This is a genomic window from Sphaerochaeta globosa str. Buddy (assembly GCF_000190435.1).
GTDB lineage: Bacteria > Spirochaetota > Spirochaetia > Sphaerochaetales > Sphaerochaetaceae > Sphaerochaeta > Sphaerochaeta globosa.
In genome coordinates, this window is sequence record NC_015152.1 from 338,351 (window position 1) to 354,590 (window position 16,240).

Here is a 16,240-nt window from a genome sequence, read left to right on the forward strand (position 1 = left end):
CTTCACAGGTTGTTACTTGCAATAAGTACTACTATACTATTAGTAATGACTGAAATATGGAGTTAAGCGATACTATGATAGCACTTATGTCTCCATCTAAAGCCCAGCGTCTTATTGCAGAGAACATCCGTGAACACAGGTTGCAACGCAACCTTACCCAACAAGAGCTATCATCCCGTTCAGGAGTTCCTCTCTCTACCCTGCGAAAGTTTGAACAGCAAGGGGTGCTTTCGCTGGAATCATTGCTAAAGATTCTGATGGTATTGGGTATGTTGGATACTGTAGTCAACGCCACGAAGATTGAAGAGATTCCTTTTACCTCTATCGATGAGATTATTGCCCTCAATGCAGCGCCTAAGCGAAAGAGAGCAAGGAGCAAGTGAATCCTTTTCCATTGGTGAAGGGAATCAAGGTCGGGCTCGACTTTGGGAAGGATACTATGCCTGTTGGTCACCTGGCTATGAGAGAGCGGACCATCTATTTTGCTTATGAATCTTCCTTCATTGACCAAGGTTTGGAAATCTCGCCATTCATGCTTCCCTTGAAACAAGGAGTAACAACCTTTTCGGGTTGTTTACCCACAGTTTTCGAAGCCAGTCTTCCTGATGATTGGGGAAATCTCTTGCTTAATGTCTAGGAGTTTATTCTCCTCTTGATAGGTTGGCTTCTAGAGGCAGTCACGGACTTGGCGCTTTGGTGTATGAACCTGAGCTCGGGATGGAACCAAGCGATGTATATCTGGATCTCGATAGTATTGCCTTTCAGGTACAAGAGGTCCTGAAGGGAACTTCGTCAGAGGTATTACAAGAACTTCTTGCACTCAATGGTTCTTCTGCTGGAGCAAGACCGAAGGCTTTGATTGGTGTTTCTCAGAACCACGAATCGATCATCCATGGCGGGATGGGCTATCAGAAAGGATTTGAGTCGTGGTTGGTAAAATTCCCCAATAGTTTGGATGGTCTTGATGCCGGCTCCATTGAGTATGTCTATGCCTTGATGGCCCAGAAAGCGGGTATCCAGATGTCTGAAGTTCTCCTGCTCCCTGCGAGAAAGGGCCCTGGATACTTTGCTACCAAGCGGTTTGATTGTGATGGTGATACGCGTTTTCATATGCATACAGCTTGTGGCTTGTTGCATGCTGATTTCCGCTCCCCTTCTTTGGACTACCAAGATTTACTTACACTTACTTCCATGCTGACTCGTGATATTCGTGAAGTTGAGAAAATGTAGCGGCTTGCAGTGTTTAATGTCCTTGCTCACAACCGTGATGACCACTCCAAGAACTTCAGTTTTCTTATGGATGCAGCAGGTCGATGGAAGCTCTCTCCTGCTTATGATCTCACCTTTTCATCAGGTCCTGGTGGAGAACAAAGCACCATGGTAATGGGAGAGGGGAGGAATCCCGGGGTGGAGCATTTGATCAAACTAGGACTGGAGGCAAAGCTGTCCAAATCACGAATCACAGAGATTATTGATCAAACACAAGCTTCTCTTGCTTCATGGCCTTTCTTAGCAAGGCATCATGGGGTGAGTGAAGAGATGATGCAGCAGATTGCAAAGCAGATTGGGCTATGAGGTTAGTTCCGGCAACGGTTTTGGTGCTGTAGTTCTATTAGCCCCTCTCTGTGTGGCTTTGGTATGGTATGTTTTCCCGAAACAAACAGAAAGTCTTGATGAATATACTGGCTATCAAGAAGACCTATGAGGCGTATGAGTTTTCTGATTGACTAGTATGATATGAGGCAAAATCACCTTGGCAAAGTTCTTAGAATCTTATACATACATGCGAACGGTTTCTTTCTCCCTAATTCACAATGAGCAGACTTCTTATTCCTGTATTCATTTTCCTTTAAAAGGTCGTCCAATGCGATTGTTATACATGCTTCTTGTTTCATTGAGACTGTTTGGGTTCATCCCTTCATTTTCATCAGGGTGTTCATTCTGATAAGGATCATCTATCCAGCCGCAGGCGGGGCATTTCTCATACTCTCTTTCAACTGGAATAGTGTACTCCCCGCAGCATACACAAGCGCGATAAGCAATAGGTTTACTGTTCATGGTTGTATTGCCTTCCGTAGATTGTGCTTGTGCCCTAGCTCGCATCACTTTTTCTTTCATCTCAAGACCAAAGGCTAATTGTTCTGGGCCTACAAATCGAGATTCTGGTCCACGTCCTCCCATGATTTTTCCTCCTTCTTGGAGAATCGCTTGTAATCGATAAAAATGGTATCTTTCTCCATCTCTGGAAAAGGCTTATCAAAACAAAGGACTAACTCGGGTTTTATCTTTTTTAGCATCTCCCGATATCCAAGTAAAAAGGCCTCCTTGTAATGCTTACATCCTAATGTTGAGATTGCAACAATTGATTTCTGAGGAATGCCTAGAAAGCAGAAATCGAAACTATCTCTATTACTCCATGAAATGGTAGGAAACACTGAGAATCCTAGTTCCTGCCAGAATGCTCCGCACCATCTGTTCCTGAAGGTGTTGAAAAGTTGAACCGATAAAGGCATGTCTGAATAGAGACTGAAGTCAGGAGTGAGGATGTGAGTGTATTGGGCAAGTTTCTCTATACAATTTTCAGGTTTGAGATACACAGACTCAAACTTATCATCGGAGATGAAGAAGTGGACGATTTTCTGGGTACCGCGAGTATCGCATTGACGTGTCTCATCGAATGGCATTACCCCAAGGTTAGAAAATTCGAGAGTTCTATTCCTTTTTAGCTTGGGAATTCCCCAGGGCATAACCATTGGATAGAAATTACGTGTGAAATAGGGCATTTGCTGAATACAGGAAGGACGTCGAACCATTGTTGCGTTAATGCTTATGGCACTCGGGGCAGCAATAGAAGCATCCATCTACTGAAGAGTAGTACTGTTTTGCTTTTTGGACCGCTTCGGAACAAGAACTCCAATACCCGAGATCTTGTTGGTTCTTGAATTCAGGCAAATGTTCACACGTTTCTCTATGGACCTCATGATACCCGTTTTCATCTGCGTTTTTATTAACACAATACTTAGCCATCAAACACCTCCATTGCCAGCTATTGCTGGTGCGCATAGCAACACTCCCAACTCTCCCAAGGTTAGGCAAAACATAGGTGTAATAATTTGGTGGGAAGGAATATCAATTCAAGAATAAATCTTTAACATAGATTTGTAAATATTTGGTTATTAATAATTTAATAGAATTTGCAGAAAATTTAGTAGTAATTGACGAATGATTATCATAATTTGGAATTATGCTAAAATACTGTCATTAGTAGTAGGAATTGGCTTAGTTTTCTTTACAGAAAGCTTATCCAAATGCAGTAGTAATAGTCCTAAGTACTGGCACATAATCCCTTAATAAATACTAATTCTTGAACTTGATCAGCTTACATGTAGCAAAGAGAGTAGCTCTTCTACTTCTCCGAGCTCTCTTTCCTTCTTCCCAACTGAATATTGAACTGACTGCGGTCTCCGCGGTACCACTCCAGTACGAACTCAACACAAACGTCCTCATGGGTTTTCCACACGCTTGTGCTATAGAGTACCGGACTGCCAGGTGCGATCTTGAGGAGCTCTGCCTCTCTGGAAGGAGCCGGAATGGCCTCTACCGTACGCTCGGCACTTTGCAGCTCATACTTGTAATCCAGTTCAATAATGGAGTGGAGTGAGCGACTCTCAAGATCCTTCTTCTTTGATTCGAAGCCTGAAAATAGACGAGCGGGCAGATACGATTGCTGAATAACCACAGGCCAGCCATCAACAAACCTCTGACGCCTGATAACTATCACTTCTTCCTGCTTGGCAATGCCCAGTCTTCTCGATACAAAGTCCAAGCTTTGCTCTATGGTCAAAGAAAGCACTATCGTCTCTGGATCCAACCCATGGAAACGCATCTCACGGTTGAAATCCTCCAAGGCCCAACGGGTATCGCGGCTGATCTTCTTTCTTTTAACAAACGAACCCTGGCCTGGTCGACGGGAAACAAAATCCTCATCAACCAACTCTAGAACCGCCTGGCGTACTGTTTGTCTGCTGACTCCGAATTGATGGCAGAGCTCTTCCTCTGTAGGCAAGGGTGTTCCGTTCTCACTTTCCTGGATCCATACCATCAAGGCAGCTTTCAGTTGCTTGTATAAAGGAATATCCTTGCGCTTTTCCAGCAAGCTCTGTCCGTTTTCAATTTTCATCAGGTCCAAGCCCTCACCCTGTGTTTTTGTGCTGTTGGGCCTAGTATACGGGGAGATTCTGGATAGTTCAATACCGAACATACAAAATGTATTTGACGCCATAACAAATAGGTGAGATACTGCACAAAACAAAGGGAGGCATTATGAAAAGAAAGGTTTTGTATTCCGGTCTCATCATGCTCGCAATCGGATTGGTCCTTCTTCTTCCCGTAACGGCAGCAGGAACCAAGGAACAAGCTCAGACTCCACAATTTGAAGGGGAATCCTTCTGGACAGTTGAAGGCTATGACTATGACAAACTGGTAGCAGCAGCACAGGCCGAAGGGTCCTTGGTAGCTCGCTGGCAGTCGGGTCGAGCACCACAGGCAGCACAAGCCTTTGAAGCCAAGTACGGTATCAAGACAGTGGCAAGCCCACGGTTTGATGACTCCGAGAACATCGAACGATTGAGAAGAGAAGTCCAGGCAAACAACGTGCAAGTCGACATTCTGGGAATGGACGATGGAGCCATTATTCTCTCCGAGTTCATCCCCAAGGGAATGACCGTCTCCTGGACACCTCCTGACCTTGCCCAGTTCATCGATGACAAAGAGGAGTATCCCCAAGTTGTCTACTGGCAGCCCTGTATCATCGGCTATAACTCATCTGTCTACTCTGAGTCCCCCATCAAGAACCTCTGGGAGTTGACTGAAGAAAAGTGGAGAGGAAAGTTTGTTACCTGTGATCCCCAGATTCAACCCTACATGTGGCATTTCTTTGCTGCAGCGATCGACCATGGTGATGAATTTGCCGCTGCATATGAACAGCTCTATGGCAAGAAGCTCGTAACCAAATACGAGAACGCCGGTTGGGAGTGGGTCGCACAGCTGTTCGCCAATAGCCCCATCGCCGTCGAACACGACACCGAAGTTGCAAAAGCCATTGGCTCTCCCGGACAGACCGATCCTCCGATCGGCATCCATACGCTGACTCGTCATCGGGATGCCAAAGAGCAGAATCTTCACCTAGGGTTTGATCCCAACGTAATTCCTGCAGTAGGGTTTGCCATGCCTACCTACATGGTCATCCCCGTCGACGCCCCGCATCCGAATGCTGCACGACTTTGGGCTCGTTTCCTGCTCACCGAGGAAGGCAGCTTCCCATGGACCAATGTAGTTGGAGGCTTCTCACCAAACCAGACCATTTCTGCAAGTGCCAGCAACCCATACACCTCTTTGTGGGGTGAATGGCTGGACGTACTGTTGATGTTCGATCCGATGCAATCGGCAGCGGTTCGACGTGACCTGATCGATATGTGGCTGATGTCACAAAAGAAATAGGACAACGCACAACTCTCTTTGAATCAGAGCGTATGCAGACTTTCTACATGCGCCCTGATTCAGGTCTTGCTGTTCGAGGGAGAAACCAGTGAAAATACACCTACGAGAACGCTTCAGTTCCCATGAGCGCATCCATATGCTCATCAAAAAGAAAGGGTCCATCAATCCGACCATGGTGCTTGGTCTGATACTGGCTCTCATTCTTACTTACCTTATTGCAATACCGGTATTCATGCTGATTACTGAATCAGTACAAGTTCATTCAATAGACGTATCCTATTTCCAACAGAATGAAGGGGCTTTTACCCTGCGGTATTTTCAGCGGGCCTTGGCCTCGAAAGTATCCAGCGTATTGTTCCTTTCCCCCTTGGTGAACACGTTGGTGATCGCGACCTGTATCACCTTGTGTACGACAATAGTGGGGTATATCCTGGCTTGGATCATTACCCGTACGGATATTCGCTTTAAAAAGCTTTTTGCCACGTTGGCCGTGGTCCCCTTCATGCTCCCTTCGTGGAGCTATGCTGCAGCATGGATTACCCTGTTCAAGAACAGGAGACAAGCAGGAGCACCAGGAATTCTGGAAGTGATGGGTTTTACCATCCCCGACGCCCTGGCCTACGGCCCTATTCCCATTATTATCTGTCTGACCATGCACTATTTCCCCTTGGCCTTTCTTATGTTCGGAAATGCATTCCAACGAATTGACAGCCAGATGGAAGAGTCGGCACAGATTTTGGGAGCAAACAAACTCCAGACGGCCATCCATATCCTGCTCCCGGTCATGAAGCCGGCTATTATGTCTACCATCCTGTTGACCTTCGCCCGTACCGTCGGTACCTTCGGCACCCCCTATACGTTGGGAAGACCCGTGCGATTCAATACCCTGTCCACCTCCCTGTACTTCACCTACCAATCGGGAGAACCCGGAGTTATGGCGGTAATTGCACTGGCCATGCTCATTATTGGGGCTTTATTGGTAGCCCTCGATGTCTTTGTGCTCAGGGAATACAAACGGTATGTAACCATGGGAGGGAAGGGCCAGATGTCCCGTCCTTTCACCTTGGGCCCTGTTCAGCTCCCTATGAATCTCTTGGTAGGACTCTTCTTGTTCGTAGTAATCGTGCTTCCGTTGGGAGTCCTTGCTCTCTCCACCTTCATGGTAACTCCTGGCTGGTTTGTAAGGGATAACTTCACCCTGCAGTTCTGGTTTGCAGAGGAGACCAAAGTCAGGGAAGCAGTTCCCGGACTACTGCGTGACCCCACGTTATTATCGGTTGCGTGGACGAGCATCAAGGTTGCGGGAATCGGGGCCCTTATATGCGGAACGCTGGGAACCTTGGTGGGATATGCTGTTGTACGTCTTCAACAGTACCGCCTGAGCAAGTATCTCAGACATCTTTCCTTTTTACCCTATCTGGTACCGGGCATTGGCTTTGGTGCTGCTTATCTGGTTCTGTTTGCCACCGGTAGAGGGCCGATCCCAGCCCTGTATGGAACCCTGCTGCTGATGATACTTGCCATGAGTGTCATGTACTTGCCGCTTACAACGCGCTCGGCCATCAGTTCGATGGCGCAGATGGGTGCAGAACCCGAAGAAGCAGCAATGATACTCGGCGCTGGTTGGTTTACCAGAATGTTCAAGATAGTAATTCCCATTCAGAAGCGATCGTTGTTCAGCGGCATTCTCTTGGCATTCATCCAAGGTATGAAGGAGCTGAGCCTGGTCATTATGCTGGCAGTTCCCGGTTTGGAAGTGCTTACCACCTTGTCGATTCGGTATACCGACAATGCCCTGATGCAAATGTCCAATGGAGTGATTCTCATTATTGCTTTTGTGACCTTCCTATTAACTGCCGTCTCACAGCGGCTGACCAAGACCAGTCTTGCCCAAGGTATCGGCGGCTGAACACCTGAAAAACGAAGAGGATAACCATGATTGATATAAAACTTGAGCATATTGTAAAGAAGTACACCAGTGATGTTATTGCCGTAGATGACCTGTCCCTGAATTTTGAACCAGGCAGTTTTGTCTGTCTTCTTGGTCCTTCAGGCTGCGGCAAGACGACTACACTGAGGATGATTTCCGGCCTGGAACGGGCCAATGATGGGATTATTACCGTCGGAGGCGAGATCTTCGACGCCCCCAAGCAGAATATCTTTGTCCGTCCTGAACATCGCAAGCTTGGACTGGTTTTCCAAAGTTATGCCTTATGGCCTCACATGACGGTCCAAGAGAATGTGGATTTCGGGCTTAAATTGAAAAAGATCAGCAAAGAGGAACGGTGCCGCATCGTCGATGAATCGCTGGATCTGCTTCGGATGGGTGCCTACCGCAAGCGGTACCCAGCCGAACTGAGTGGCGGTCAGCAACAACGGGTGGCCTTGGCAAGAATGTTGGCTGTCCAACCTGGAATCTTATTGCTCGATGAGCCATTGTCCAATCTGGATGCAGCACTGCGCCTGGAGATGCGTTCGGAGTTGAAGTCACTGCATGAACGGTTGGGCAGCACCATTGTATTTGTCACCCACGACCAGTTGGAGGCGATGAGCCTGGCAACCCATGTTGCAGTGATGAATGAAGGAAAGTTGGAACAATATGCTGATCCAATGACCATCTACCTCAAGCCGGCAACCGAGTTCGTTGCCACATTCGTAGGGAGTCCTCCGATGAACATGGTGGGATTTTCCGATTCGGAAGGCCAACGATGGAAGGAGCCATTCAAGAAGGCGGTGGCTGCTTTTCGACAGATGGATGGGAACGATAAGCGTATCAGTAAAGTTGGGTTTAGAGCCGAGGCTGTGACTCTTCAACGTTCTGATGATACCCTGTTGCTCAAGCAAAACCAGACATGCATCAAGGGTCGGGTTAAAGCTGTTTTGCCTACTGGCCCCGAGCAGATTGTGAGCATTGTTGTCGATGACGATCAGTTCTATGTGGTGACACCTCCCTCCCATTTCTTTGAGAACGGACAGGCTGTCGATATGGTGATCGACCTTACGATGATTCACATGTTTGACCAGAATGGTTTGCGGGTCTGAACAACTTGCAGGAAGTGAAAAGGGGAGAGCATCGAATGAATGAGATTACTGCTATCGAAGCAATATTGTACGATATATCCGCCTATGTGGTGGAGCGGTATGGACAGCGTGACACGCTTATTGTATCGACTAAAGCCAGTCCGACTGATTTCTTGACTGAAGTGGATATTGCCGTCCAAAAACGTATTGTTGAACACCTCATGGATATATTTCCTACTGATGTTCTCATCGGCGAAGAGTCTGGATTGGATTATTTCAAAGGTTCCCCTCCCTCTCGATGCTGGATGGTCGATCCCATCGACGGGACACAGAATTTCCTTCGCGGGCTCTTCCCTGAATTCGGGGTGAGCATCGGCTTCCTGGTCGATGGAAACCCGGTTGCCGGGGGTGTGTTGTTCCCCGTCTCCCAGGACTTGTTTCTTGCTGAACGTGGATCAGGATCTTTTCGTAACGGCAAGCGCATGCATGTTTCTCAAGTCGATAGCCTAGAAAAAGCGCGTGTGGATATAGATTTTGGTGCCTTATCCTACCGCCACAATTACCGTAAGCATGCCCAAGGCTTGTTGGACGTTGTAGGGCAGGTACGTTCGTATGGTTGCTCGGTCATGGGCTTCTGCCAAGTAGCCGATGGACAACAGGATGCCTATATTCCCTTCAATGTAAAACCTTGGGATGTTGCTGCGGGAATGCTGCTGGTTCAGGAGGCTGGAGGGAAGGTTACTTCCTTCGACGGGGGGGCTGTGAATCCCTTCGTGTCTGAGAGAATCGGCATTGTAGCCAATCCTCTCATCCACCCCTTGTGTGTGGATATTCTGGGAGGCCTAGAATAGAAACTGAGGGCGGAGGCTATGAGTGCTCAGAGGCAATGTATGCATGAGCCTTGTGGAATTCTTCCATTCAAACAACATGTGGCTTTTAAAGAGTTGAGTTCTATGAACAATTTATAACCATTCATTGGGATAGGACTGCTGTAAGCTATGGAAGATCTGGCACCCAGATGGCACCTGATATTCGAGTTGTGGTTATAATACTTGAATTAAGTCACATTTATCTTGTGATAAAATCACATACATAATGTTGTTTCTCCGCTACTCATGTGGTATTCTTGTATTAGGAGACATAGCATATGTTGTCAAGATTCACCGTAGGTAACTTTCTTTCCTTCAATAAACCCCAGAGCTTTTCCATGATAGCTAGTCCTGTACAGAAGCATAAACAGCGGCTATTTCAAGCGGAGGATATGAAGCTTCTGAAGTTCAGCTCAATCTACGGGGCGAATGCTGCAGGAAAGTCCAATCTTGTGAAGGCAATGGCATTTGCACGGAAGATCATCACCCAGGGAACCGCCGAGAGTCCAAATACTTCTTATTACAAACTTGATCCAAAAGCCAAAGACCTCCCATCCTATTTTGAGTTTGAAATCTGCATTGGCGGGAAGCTATACAGCTATGGCTTTGAGATGATTATTTCTGAGGGGGAAATCACTGAAGAGTGGTTGATCCTGCTGGGTATGAGCAAGAATCAGGAATTGTTTTCGAGAAATACTACGACCGGTCAATATTCGTATGATACGAACCTTCTTGCGAACTCAGAAGATATTGCTCATTTTGGCATCTACATCAATGATTTGAAGTGTGTTACCAACAAGCTTTTCCTGCAGGATATCATCACCAACAAAGAGGCTGTCTACCAAAAAAATGAAAAACTAGCAATCCTAAAACAGGTTTATCGCTGGTTTGAAGCTCTCGATATATCGTTCCCTGACTCTCTCGTTTCAGGATACTCTTGCTTCTCATCTACGTCTACGAATGAAATTCTTCAGGCCATCAAGACATTCGCAACGGGAATCAGTCATGTGGAAGCAAGGAAGGTGTCCAAAGAAAAAGCGTTGGAGGATGTTCCTGCACCATTCAAGAAAACGATAGAGAAAGCTTTAGAAGAACTGAATTCAGAAGACAATCTAGCAAAGGACTCTCCGAGTAGTTCAGCTGGAATGCGCATCAGCTGCAATGGAAAGCTCTACCTTGTTCAGATGAATAGGAAAGAACCGGAATTCAACGAAATTACCTTCGAGCATAACGCGTTGAAGAATGTTTCTTTCTCTATGGATGAGGAATCGGATGGCACCCAACGGTTGTTTGACATGCTCACCGTACTCTTATGCACTAAAGAAAATGCTGTATTTGTGATTGATGAGATCGATCGCAGCCTCCATCCGCAATTGACGGTTCACTTTATCAAGAACTTCCTTGAACTGGTGAAGAAGAAACAAATCCAGCTCATTATCACAACCCATGAAAGCCACCTCATGGACCTTTCTCTCCTGAGACAGGATGAGATTTGGTTTGTTGAAAAAAATAGAGCGGGAGCAAGTATGCTTATTCCTTTCGACCGCTTCAAGGAACGATTTGACAAGAAAATACAAAAAGCCTATTTGGATGGGCGGTACGGTGGAGTGCCTCTGTTTGATTCATTCTTCTTTCCTAAGGGATTTGAGGTAGAAGATGAAGACGAACAGGAGGAACAACCTTGAGGCTAGAGCAACCGTACGGGAAACGTTTTAACGAAATATTGGCAAATACTGAACCAAAGCACAAGTATTTCATTGCATGTGAAGGAAAAAAGACTGAATATAAGTACTTCAGAGGACTAATAGAAGCCAGGGATGAGTTAGGCATCAGTCCACTGATTGAAGTACTACCGATCAGGCATAGTACAGGAACAAACAGCCATCCATTGACCATAATCAACGAAGCCAAGGATGTGATTGAACAATGCGATTCGTATTTCCCTGATTTGGATTCTGTTTGTATTATTGTTGATCGTGACAGGAACAGTTTTACCTCTGCACAATTTGATGAAGCAATAAGCCTATGTCGACGCAATGATTTCAAATTTATCGTCTCAAATCCTTGTATAGAGATATGGTTACTCTTTCATTATTCGGACCTTGCAACGTATGACATCCAAGAACTTCTGGATAATAAGAAAACGGGTGAACGAACTAAAACTGAAATCACCCTTAAAAATGATTTTCTGCAAGGTAGTTACAACAAGTCCCGACTTCATTTTGAGAGGGATTTTCTTCCTTATGTTCGCAATGCAGTAGAAAATTCCAAGAAACATGTACTTATCATTGATGCGTTGAAAACAAAGCTTGGAACGAATCTTGGGCTATTGGTTGAGGATATTCTCAACCAGGAAGGAATTTAGGATACCTGAGGACGATTGGCAATGAAACGTATAAGGAGGTTCCTGCAATGAGTGAACTGATACATCTTCCTAACATTGGCAAAGTACTGGAACAACATCTGATTGCCGTTGGTATCGAGACTGCGAAGCAGCTTCAGGAAATTGGAGCACAGGAAGCATTTGTTCGCATTCGGTTGTATACAGACCCAACAGCATGTATCCGTGTGCTGTACAGTTTACAAGGTGCAATACTGGGCATCCCCGACACGCAACTTTCTGATGAGACGAAAACTGCTTTGAAACAATTCTTTAGGAACCTTCCCGATACCTTGTCCCGTTCCTCCGACAAAAAGTAAGAGCGAAATATAGAGAGCCACTTGTTGTTGACGCTGCAGGTTCAACTTCTTTTCATTTTATCCAATTGTTGAAGGAAAACTTCTTTACTCCAATAATCAAGTGAGAATTGATCTTGTATCGGTATGAAACGTCTGACATCCAAGGCTGCCTCTTTCCAATCGATACTGATAATTCGCTCAGACAGCCTGTCATGCAACCAATGGTGGTCGATCTGAATATCAGTTTGTTCCCAAGGTCCTGATCGTTGCAAAGCCTTTTCCAGATACTGATAATTCACTGCTGTCTTTCTCGATGTATACCAAATAAAGTCATACCAATCTCGGCCTTTCAAATATTTCCTACACAATAGTGCATGAATCTTTCCTGCAAAAAGTGTGTCAGGGGTTTGTACTACAACCGGGGAAATATAGGGGAAATCTACATACTTCAGCTCATTTGTTCCTCCTAACGGAGGATTTGTGTCGATTTCCAACTTGATTTTGATTTTACCAAGCTGACTTGTCTTTCCTGCATATTGTAATTGTAAGATTTTTCCTACAGTATCGTCTTTCAAGAACGCAAGCCGAACACTTGAATCTATTTCTTGTCTATCCGTTATTTCCATAGTATAGCCATAAGACGCAACATCGCGTATCACCTGTTCCAGGTAAGCTTTCCAAGCAAACGTTGGATTGCCCCTGATACGTGTAAAATCCATGTCCTCACTGAACCGATTGAGCCCATAGAAGATACGTAAGCAGGTGCCCCCTTGAAATGCAGCTTGATTAAAAAAATCTGTTCTTGCAAGAGATGCGAGAATCACTTCCTGGGTAATCTCTCTCAATGCTTGAATTTCTTCAATTTCTGATGAAACCCGATATGATTTCAATCTTTATTCTACCATCACTATGCTTAAGAAAACAGCTCCTTTTTAAGTCCTTCCAAAAACCTGACTACCCGTTGGTTTGAATAATTGCCTTCCAATTCCAGAAAGTTTTCTTGGGTAATTTCTTTCAGGCTTTCCTCCTCAATACGCAGGGATTCCAGCAAGGTGCGGCTTGAAGTCCACGTACACCCATGCAGGTACACATAATCGGCAAGTGCTTTCAGGCCGGTTGCCCTAAACCATACTGAATATGCATTATCCTGGATGCGCTCGACTCCTGCAAATAGGGTTTTTTGAGGAACTCTGTCGTAGGCGAAATGTCCGACCGGTGTGTCGAATTCTGCTGAAGGTCGGGAAGTGACAGCTGTAATGCTCCTTACAGCCTCAGGTATCCAACCATGGAGACTCAAGGCAGTTTCAAGACTGATATAAGAGAGCGTTACAATCAGCTGTGATACACAGAGAGGATTCAGCTCGCGCTTTCGGTACAGAGGAGAAAGGGTATACAAACCACGTTTGATATGGATGATATCACCATCATCAATCGCTCGCTTGACCAAGGCATACCGGGTATTTGCACTTCCATGTACAAGATGAGATATCTCCAAGGTAGTGAACACAGGGACAGGGACTTGCTGGAGAATTGCCTTCACCAATCGATTCATGTAAGAATCCTTACAAGTTTTGATTAAGATACTGTCATAAAATGACAGTTAAATTCTGTAATACTTGAAGTGTAAAAGCAAGAAGTACATTCTGCCTGCATATGCTTGGTGACTCAATTGCAATAATGAAGAAAAGAAATCGCTGAAAATTCCTTGGGGTATATCCAAGCTGCTTACTCCGGGTACATTCAGATTTTTCTGCCGCTCGAAGAATTTATCTCTTATACTACGTTTCATGGAGGATATTGCATGCGCATTCATGGAGCGGGTTGTTGTCTGATAGATTCCATCTATATGCATTGTTCGTATGAGAGTGAGGCTTTCACTGCGCTGTGGAGCAAGGAACGTGGTGATGGGGGACTTATTGAGGGTGGCTTGGTGTTTACGGAGGATTTGGAGAAATTCGCCAGTACATCCCACCATCAGATTATCAATTCACTCAGTGGTGGACGACAAGCGGATGGCAAGAATCTCGGTGGTCCTGCCGTGGTCTCGTTGGTGCATGCTGCTCAGATTCTCGCAGATAAGCATGTGGAAGTCTGCTTTTATGGCGCAGTAGGCAACGATTCCAATGCCGATTTGGTTCGTAATACCATCAGTAAAACACCTTTGCATGCAGTTTTGAAATCGGTGGAAGGAATGAGTACTCCAACAACAGAAGTATTCGATGATCCGTCTATGCGTAAAGGCAAGGGGGAACGCTCCTTTATCAATACCATAGGAGCGGCACACGCCTTCAGCTCACAAGACCTGCCTCCTTCCTTTTACGATGCTGACATCATCCTTTTAGGCGGTACTGCTCTGGTCCCTGGTTTGCATGATGAAATGCATGAGGTCCTTAAGAAGGCTAAGGAAAACAATTGCATTACCGTTGTAGGAACAGTCTATGACTTCCGTAATGAGAAAGAAAGCAATACCGGGCGATGGCCATTGGGTATTCAGCCTTCCTATCCATATATCGATGTACTTGTCAGTGATGAAGAAGAATCACTCAGGCTCACCGGAACCAATTCGGTTGAGGGCGCAGCACGGGCACTCATCGAGTTCGGTGTAGGTGCATTCATCATCACCAGGGGTGCTCTGCCCATGCTGGTATGGTCGAGAGGAACCTTGATCGAGAAGACATCGCAGAAAACTATGCCCGTGAGTGCCTATATGGATACGTTGATGGAAAAAGATCCCTCTTTGCGCAAGGACACCACCGGTTGCGGTGATAATTTTCTTGGCGGAGTATTGGTTAGTATTGCACAACAAATGGGGAAAGCAGAACTTATATCCATGGTAGATATCTGCGCTTGGGGAGCTGCCTCCGGAGGTTTTGCCTGTACCTATCATGGGGGTACGTATCTGGAGAAAGAATCTGGCGATAAGAAGAAACATTTGCTGCCTGTAGTCCAAGCCTACCTTGGGGCTGTCAGGTCGGAGAGGTGCGTATGAAACCACTTTTTGTGCAATGGGGTGGGGGGAATATCGGGAGGTCGTTCATCGCCCAAGTATTTTCTCGCGCCGGCTTCAGAATTGTAATCATCGATATCAATCAGAAATTGGTAGACGCCTTGAATCATGAGGGAAGCTATACCATCGAGGCGGTGTTTGATGAGAGCGTTGCAACGCTTCTCATCGATGATGTCAGTGCTATCCATGCTTCCGATCAGGATGGTATCAACAAGGCCGTCGGAGACGCTTCTTTCTTGGGTGTATCGGTAGGGAGGAGCGCATGGCCGCATATAGCACCATCGCTGGCTGAAGCTATCTCCTATCGATATGTACTCCATCCTGACAACCAGCTGGATATACTACTTGCTGAGAATATTCACGGATGCAGGGAGTATGCCAAGGCTCTTTTACAGCCGTATCTCAATTCTCTCGTGCTGTTGGATGAGTATGTCGGTCTGGCTGAAACAAGCATCGGAAAGATGGTTCCCATCCAGGACCCCTCCAAGTTCCTTACGCTACGTAGCGAACCCTACAATGAGTTGATTCTTGATGCAACGGCATTCCATCACCCACTCCCACCGAGTGCAGATATCCACCCGGTTCAGCCTATAGCAGCATATGTCGACCGCAAACTCTTCATTCATAACATGGGGCACTCAGCAACGGCGTATCTGGGCTTTGCACTACATCCTGACCGACGGACGATTGCAGAAGTACTACAGGATACCTTAGTCCGTACGGAGGTGCAAAAGGCGATGTATCAGAGCAGGGATGTACTACTTGCACTGCATCCAGGAGTCTTTGTACAGTCGGCGTTGGATGATTACATCCATGATCTGCTGGGGCGATTCTCAAACCATGCACTTAGGGATACGGTGCATCGGGTTGGGCGGGACCTCAAACGTAAGCTTCGTTTTGATGACCGGCTGCTTGGTATCATTATAGAGGCTGAAAAGCTAGGCCTGAAATGGGATAGCATAGGCAGAGCATATATTCTGGGGCTCGCCTTTGACGCCCCGGACGAAGCAGGGAACCCGTATCCTGAGGATATAGTCTTTCTTCAGTCACTCTCCAAACTTAGTTGGATTGAGAAAATCTATCATGCTGCAAGCTGGAATGAGAGTTCGCTGGATAAGGAGCTTATCAAGAAAATTGCCGGCAAGCTCAAACTCCTGCAGTAAGC

The 16,240-nt window shown here is 46.1% G+C and carries 16 protein-coding genes and 1 pseudogene; 12 read left to right on the forward strand and 5 right to left on the reverse strand.

All coding sequences use genetic code 11. The features are described 5' to 3' along the window. Nucleotides 1-86 precede the first annotated feature (86 nt). The 3 genes and pseudogenes from SPIBUDDY_RS01560 to SPIBUDDY_RS16365 all read left to right on the forward strand — a co-directional run bounded on the left by SPIBUDDY_RS01560 (nt 87) and on the right by SPIBUDDY_RS16365 (nt 1,575). Nucleotides 87-383, forward strand: coding sequence for a helix-turn-helix domain-containing protein (locus tag SPIBUDDY_RS01560; RefSeq protein WP_215904719.1), 297 nt, complete (start codon nt 87-89; stop codon nt 381-383). A gap of 56 nt (nt 384-439) precedes the next feature. Next, nucleotides 440-637, forward strand: a complete 198-nt coding sequence (locus SPIBUDDY_RS16500) for a HipA N-terminal domain-containing protein (RefSeq protein ID WP_215904720.1) — start codon at nt 440-442, stop codon at nt 635-637. An 80-nt stretch (nt 638-717) separates the two neighbouring features. Beyond that, a pseudogene (locus tag SPIBUDDY_RS16365) lies at nt 718-1,575 on the forward strand (type II toxin-antitoxin system HipA family toxin). A 264-nt stretch (nt 1,576-1,839) separates the two neighbouring features. Here the strand turns inward: SPIBUDDY_RS16365 and SPIBUDDY_RS16320 are convergent. The 3 genes from SPIBUDDY_RS16320 to SPIBUDDY_RS01585 form a co-directional block, all read right to left on the reverse strand. Next, nucleotides 1,840-2,181 (reverse strand): CPCC family cysteine-rich protein, encoded by a 342-nt coding sequence (locus tag SPIBUDDY_RS16320; protein WP_013606005.1) that lies wholly within the window; start codon nt 2,179-2,181, stop codon nt 1,840-1,842. Beyond that, entirely contained in the window at nt 2,148-2,861 is a 714-nt protein-coding gene (locus SPIBUDDY_RS01575; protein WP_013606006.1) for a DUF4417 domain-containing protein, read from the reverse strand. The genes SPIBUDDY_RS16320 and SPIBUDDY_RS01575 overlap by 34 nt, the downstream gene beginning before the upstream one ends. A gap of 545 nt (nt 2,862-3,406) precedes the next feature. Continuing rightward, the gene (locus tag SPIBUDDY_RS01585) at nt 3,407-4,261 is read right to left on the reverse strand and encodes a GntR family transcriptional regulator (RefSeq protein ID WP_013606008.1); all 855 of its coding nucleotides are present in this window, start codon (nt 4,259-4,261) and stop codon (nt 3,407-3,409) included. Nucleotides 4,262-4,323: 62 nt separating this feature from the next. Between SPIBUDDY_RS01585 and SPIBUDDY_RS01590 the strand changes: the two genes are divergently transcribed. The 7 genes from SPIBUDDY_RS01590 to SPIBUDDY_RS01620 all read left to right on the forward strand — a co-directional run bounded on the left by SPIBUDDY_RS01590 (nt 4,324) and on the right by SPIBUDDY_RS01620 (nt 12,089). Further along, on the forward strand, nt 4,324-5,499 hold the full coding sequence (locus SPIBUDDY_RS01590; protein ID WP_013606009.1) for an ABC transporter substrate-binding protein: 1,176 nt from the start codon (nt 4,324-4,326) through the stop codon (nt 5,497-5,499). A gap of 88 nt (nt 5,500-5,587) precedes the next feature. Continuing rightward, nucleotides 5,588-7,408: an ABC transporter permease gene (locus SPIBUDDY_RS01595; RefSeq protein WP_013606010.1), complete on the forward strand. Its 1,821-nt coding sequence runs from the start codon at nt 5,588-5,590 to the stop codon at nt 7,406-7,408. Between the two features lie 26 nt (nt 7,409-7,434). Next, nucleotides 7,435-8,541, forward strand: a complete 1,107-nt coding sequence (locus SPIBUDDY_RS01600) for an ABC transporter ATP-binding protein (RefSeq protein WP_013606011.1) — start codon at nt 7,435-7,437, stop codon at nt 8,539-8,541. Between the two features lie 35 nt (nt 8,542-8,576). Continuing rightward, the gene (locus SPIBUDDY_RS01605; RefSeq protein ID WP_013606012.1) at nt 8,577-9,371 is read left to right on the forward strand and encodes an inositol monophosphatase family protein; all 795 of its coding nucleotides are present in this window, start codon (nt 8,577-8,579) and stop codon (nt 9,369-9,371) included. 296 nt (nt 9,372-9,667) lie between these two features. Continuing rightward, nucleotides 9,668-11,074 (forward strand): AAA family ATPase, encoded by a 1,407-nt coding sequence (locus SPIBUDDY_RS01610; protein WP_013606013.1) that lies wholly within the window; start codon nt 9,668-9,670, stop codon nt 11,072-11,074. Continuing rightward, complete coding sequence (locus tag SPIBUDDY_RS01615; protein WP_013606014.1) at nt 11,071-11,754, forward strand: RloB family protein; 684 nt, start codon at nt 11,071-11,073, stop codon at nt 11,752-11,754. The genes SPIBUDDY_RS01610 and SPIBUDDY_RS01615 overlap by 4 nt, the downstream gene beginning before the upstream one ends. A gap of 47 nt (nt 11,755-11,801) precedes the next feature. Continuing rightward, nucleotides 11,802-12,089: a TfoX/Sxy family protein gene (locus tag SPIBUDDY_RS01620; protein ID WP_013606015.1), complete on the forward strand. Its 288-nt coding sequence runs from the start codon at nt 11,802-11,804 to the stop codon at nt 12,087-12,089. A gap of 41 nt (nt 12,090-12,130) precedes the next feature. Here SPIBUDDY_RS01620 and SPIBUDDY_RS01625 read toward each other — a convergent pair whose 3' ends face one another. Both SPIBUDDY_RS01625 and SPIBUDDY_RS01630 read right to left on the reverse strand, forming a co-directional pair. Next, a complete protein-coding gene (locus SPIBUDDY_RS01625) occupies nt 12,131-12,958 on the reverse strand; it encodes a nucleotidyl transferase AbiEii/AbiGii toxin family protein (protein ID WP_013606016.1) in 828 nt (275 codons plus the stop codon). 23 nt (nt 12,959-12,981) lie between these two features. Continuing rightward, nucleotides 12,982-13,620 (reverse strand): type IV toxin-antitoxin system AbiEi family antitoxin domain-containing protein, encoded by a 639-nt coding sequence (locus SPIBUDDY_RS01630; protein ID WP_013606017.1) that lies wholly within the window; start codon nt 13,618-13,620, stop codon nt 12,982-12,984. Nucleotides 13,621-13,869: 249 nt separating this feature from the next. On the opposite strand from SPIBUDDY_RS01630, the gene SPIBUDDY_RS01640 reads away from it, so the two are divergent. Both SPIBUDDY_RS01640 and SPIBUDDY_RS15575 read left to right on the forward strand, forming a co-directional pair. After that, nucleotides 13,870-15,057: a carbohydrate kinase family protein gene (locus SPIBUDDY_RS01640; protein WP_013606018.1), complete on the forward strand. Its 1,188-nt coding sequence runs from the start codon at nt 13,870-13,872 to the stop codon at nt 15,055-15,057. Beyond that, entirely contained in the window at nt 15,054-16,238 is a 1,185-nt protein-coding gene (locus SPIBUDDY_RS15575; protein WP_013606019.1) for a mannitol dehydrogenase family protein, read from the forward strand. The genes SPIBUDDY_RS01640 and SPIBUDDY_RS15575 overlap by 4 nt, the downstream gene beginning before the upstream one ends. The last annotated feature ends 2 nt before the right edge of the window (nt 16,239-16,240 follow it).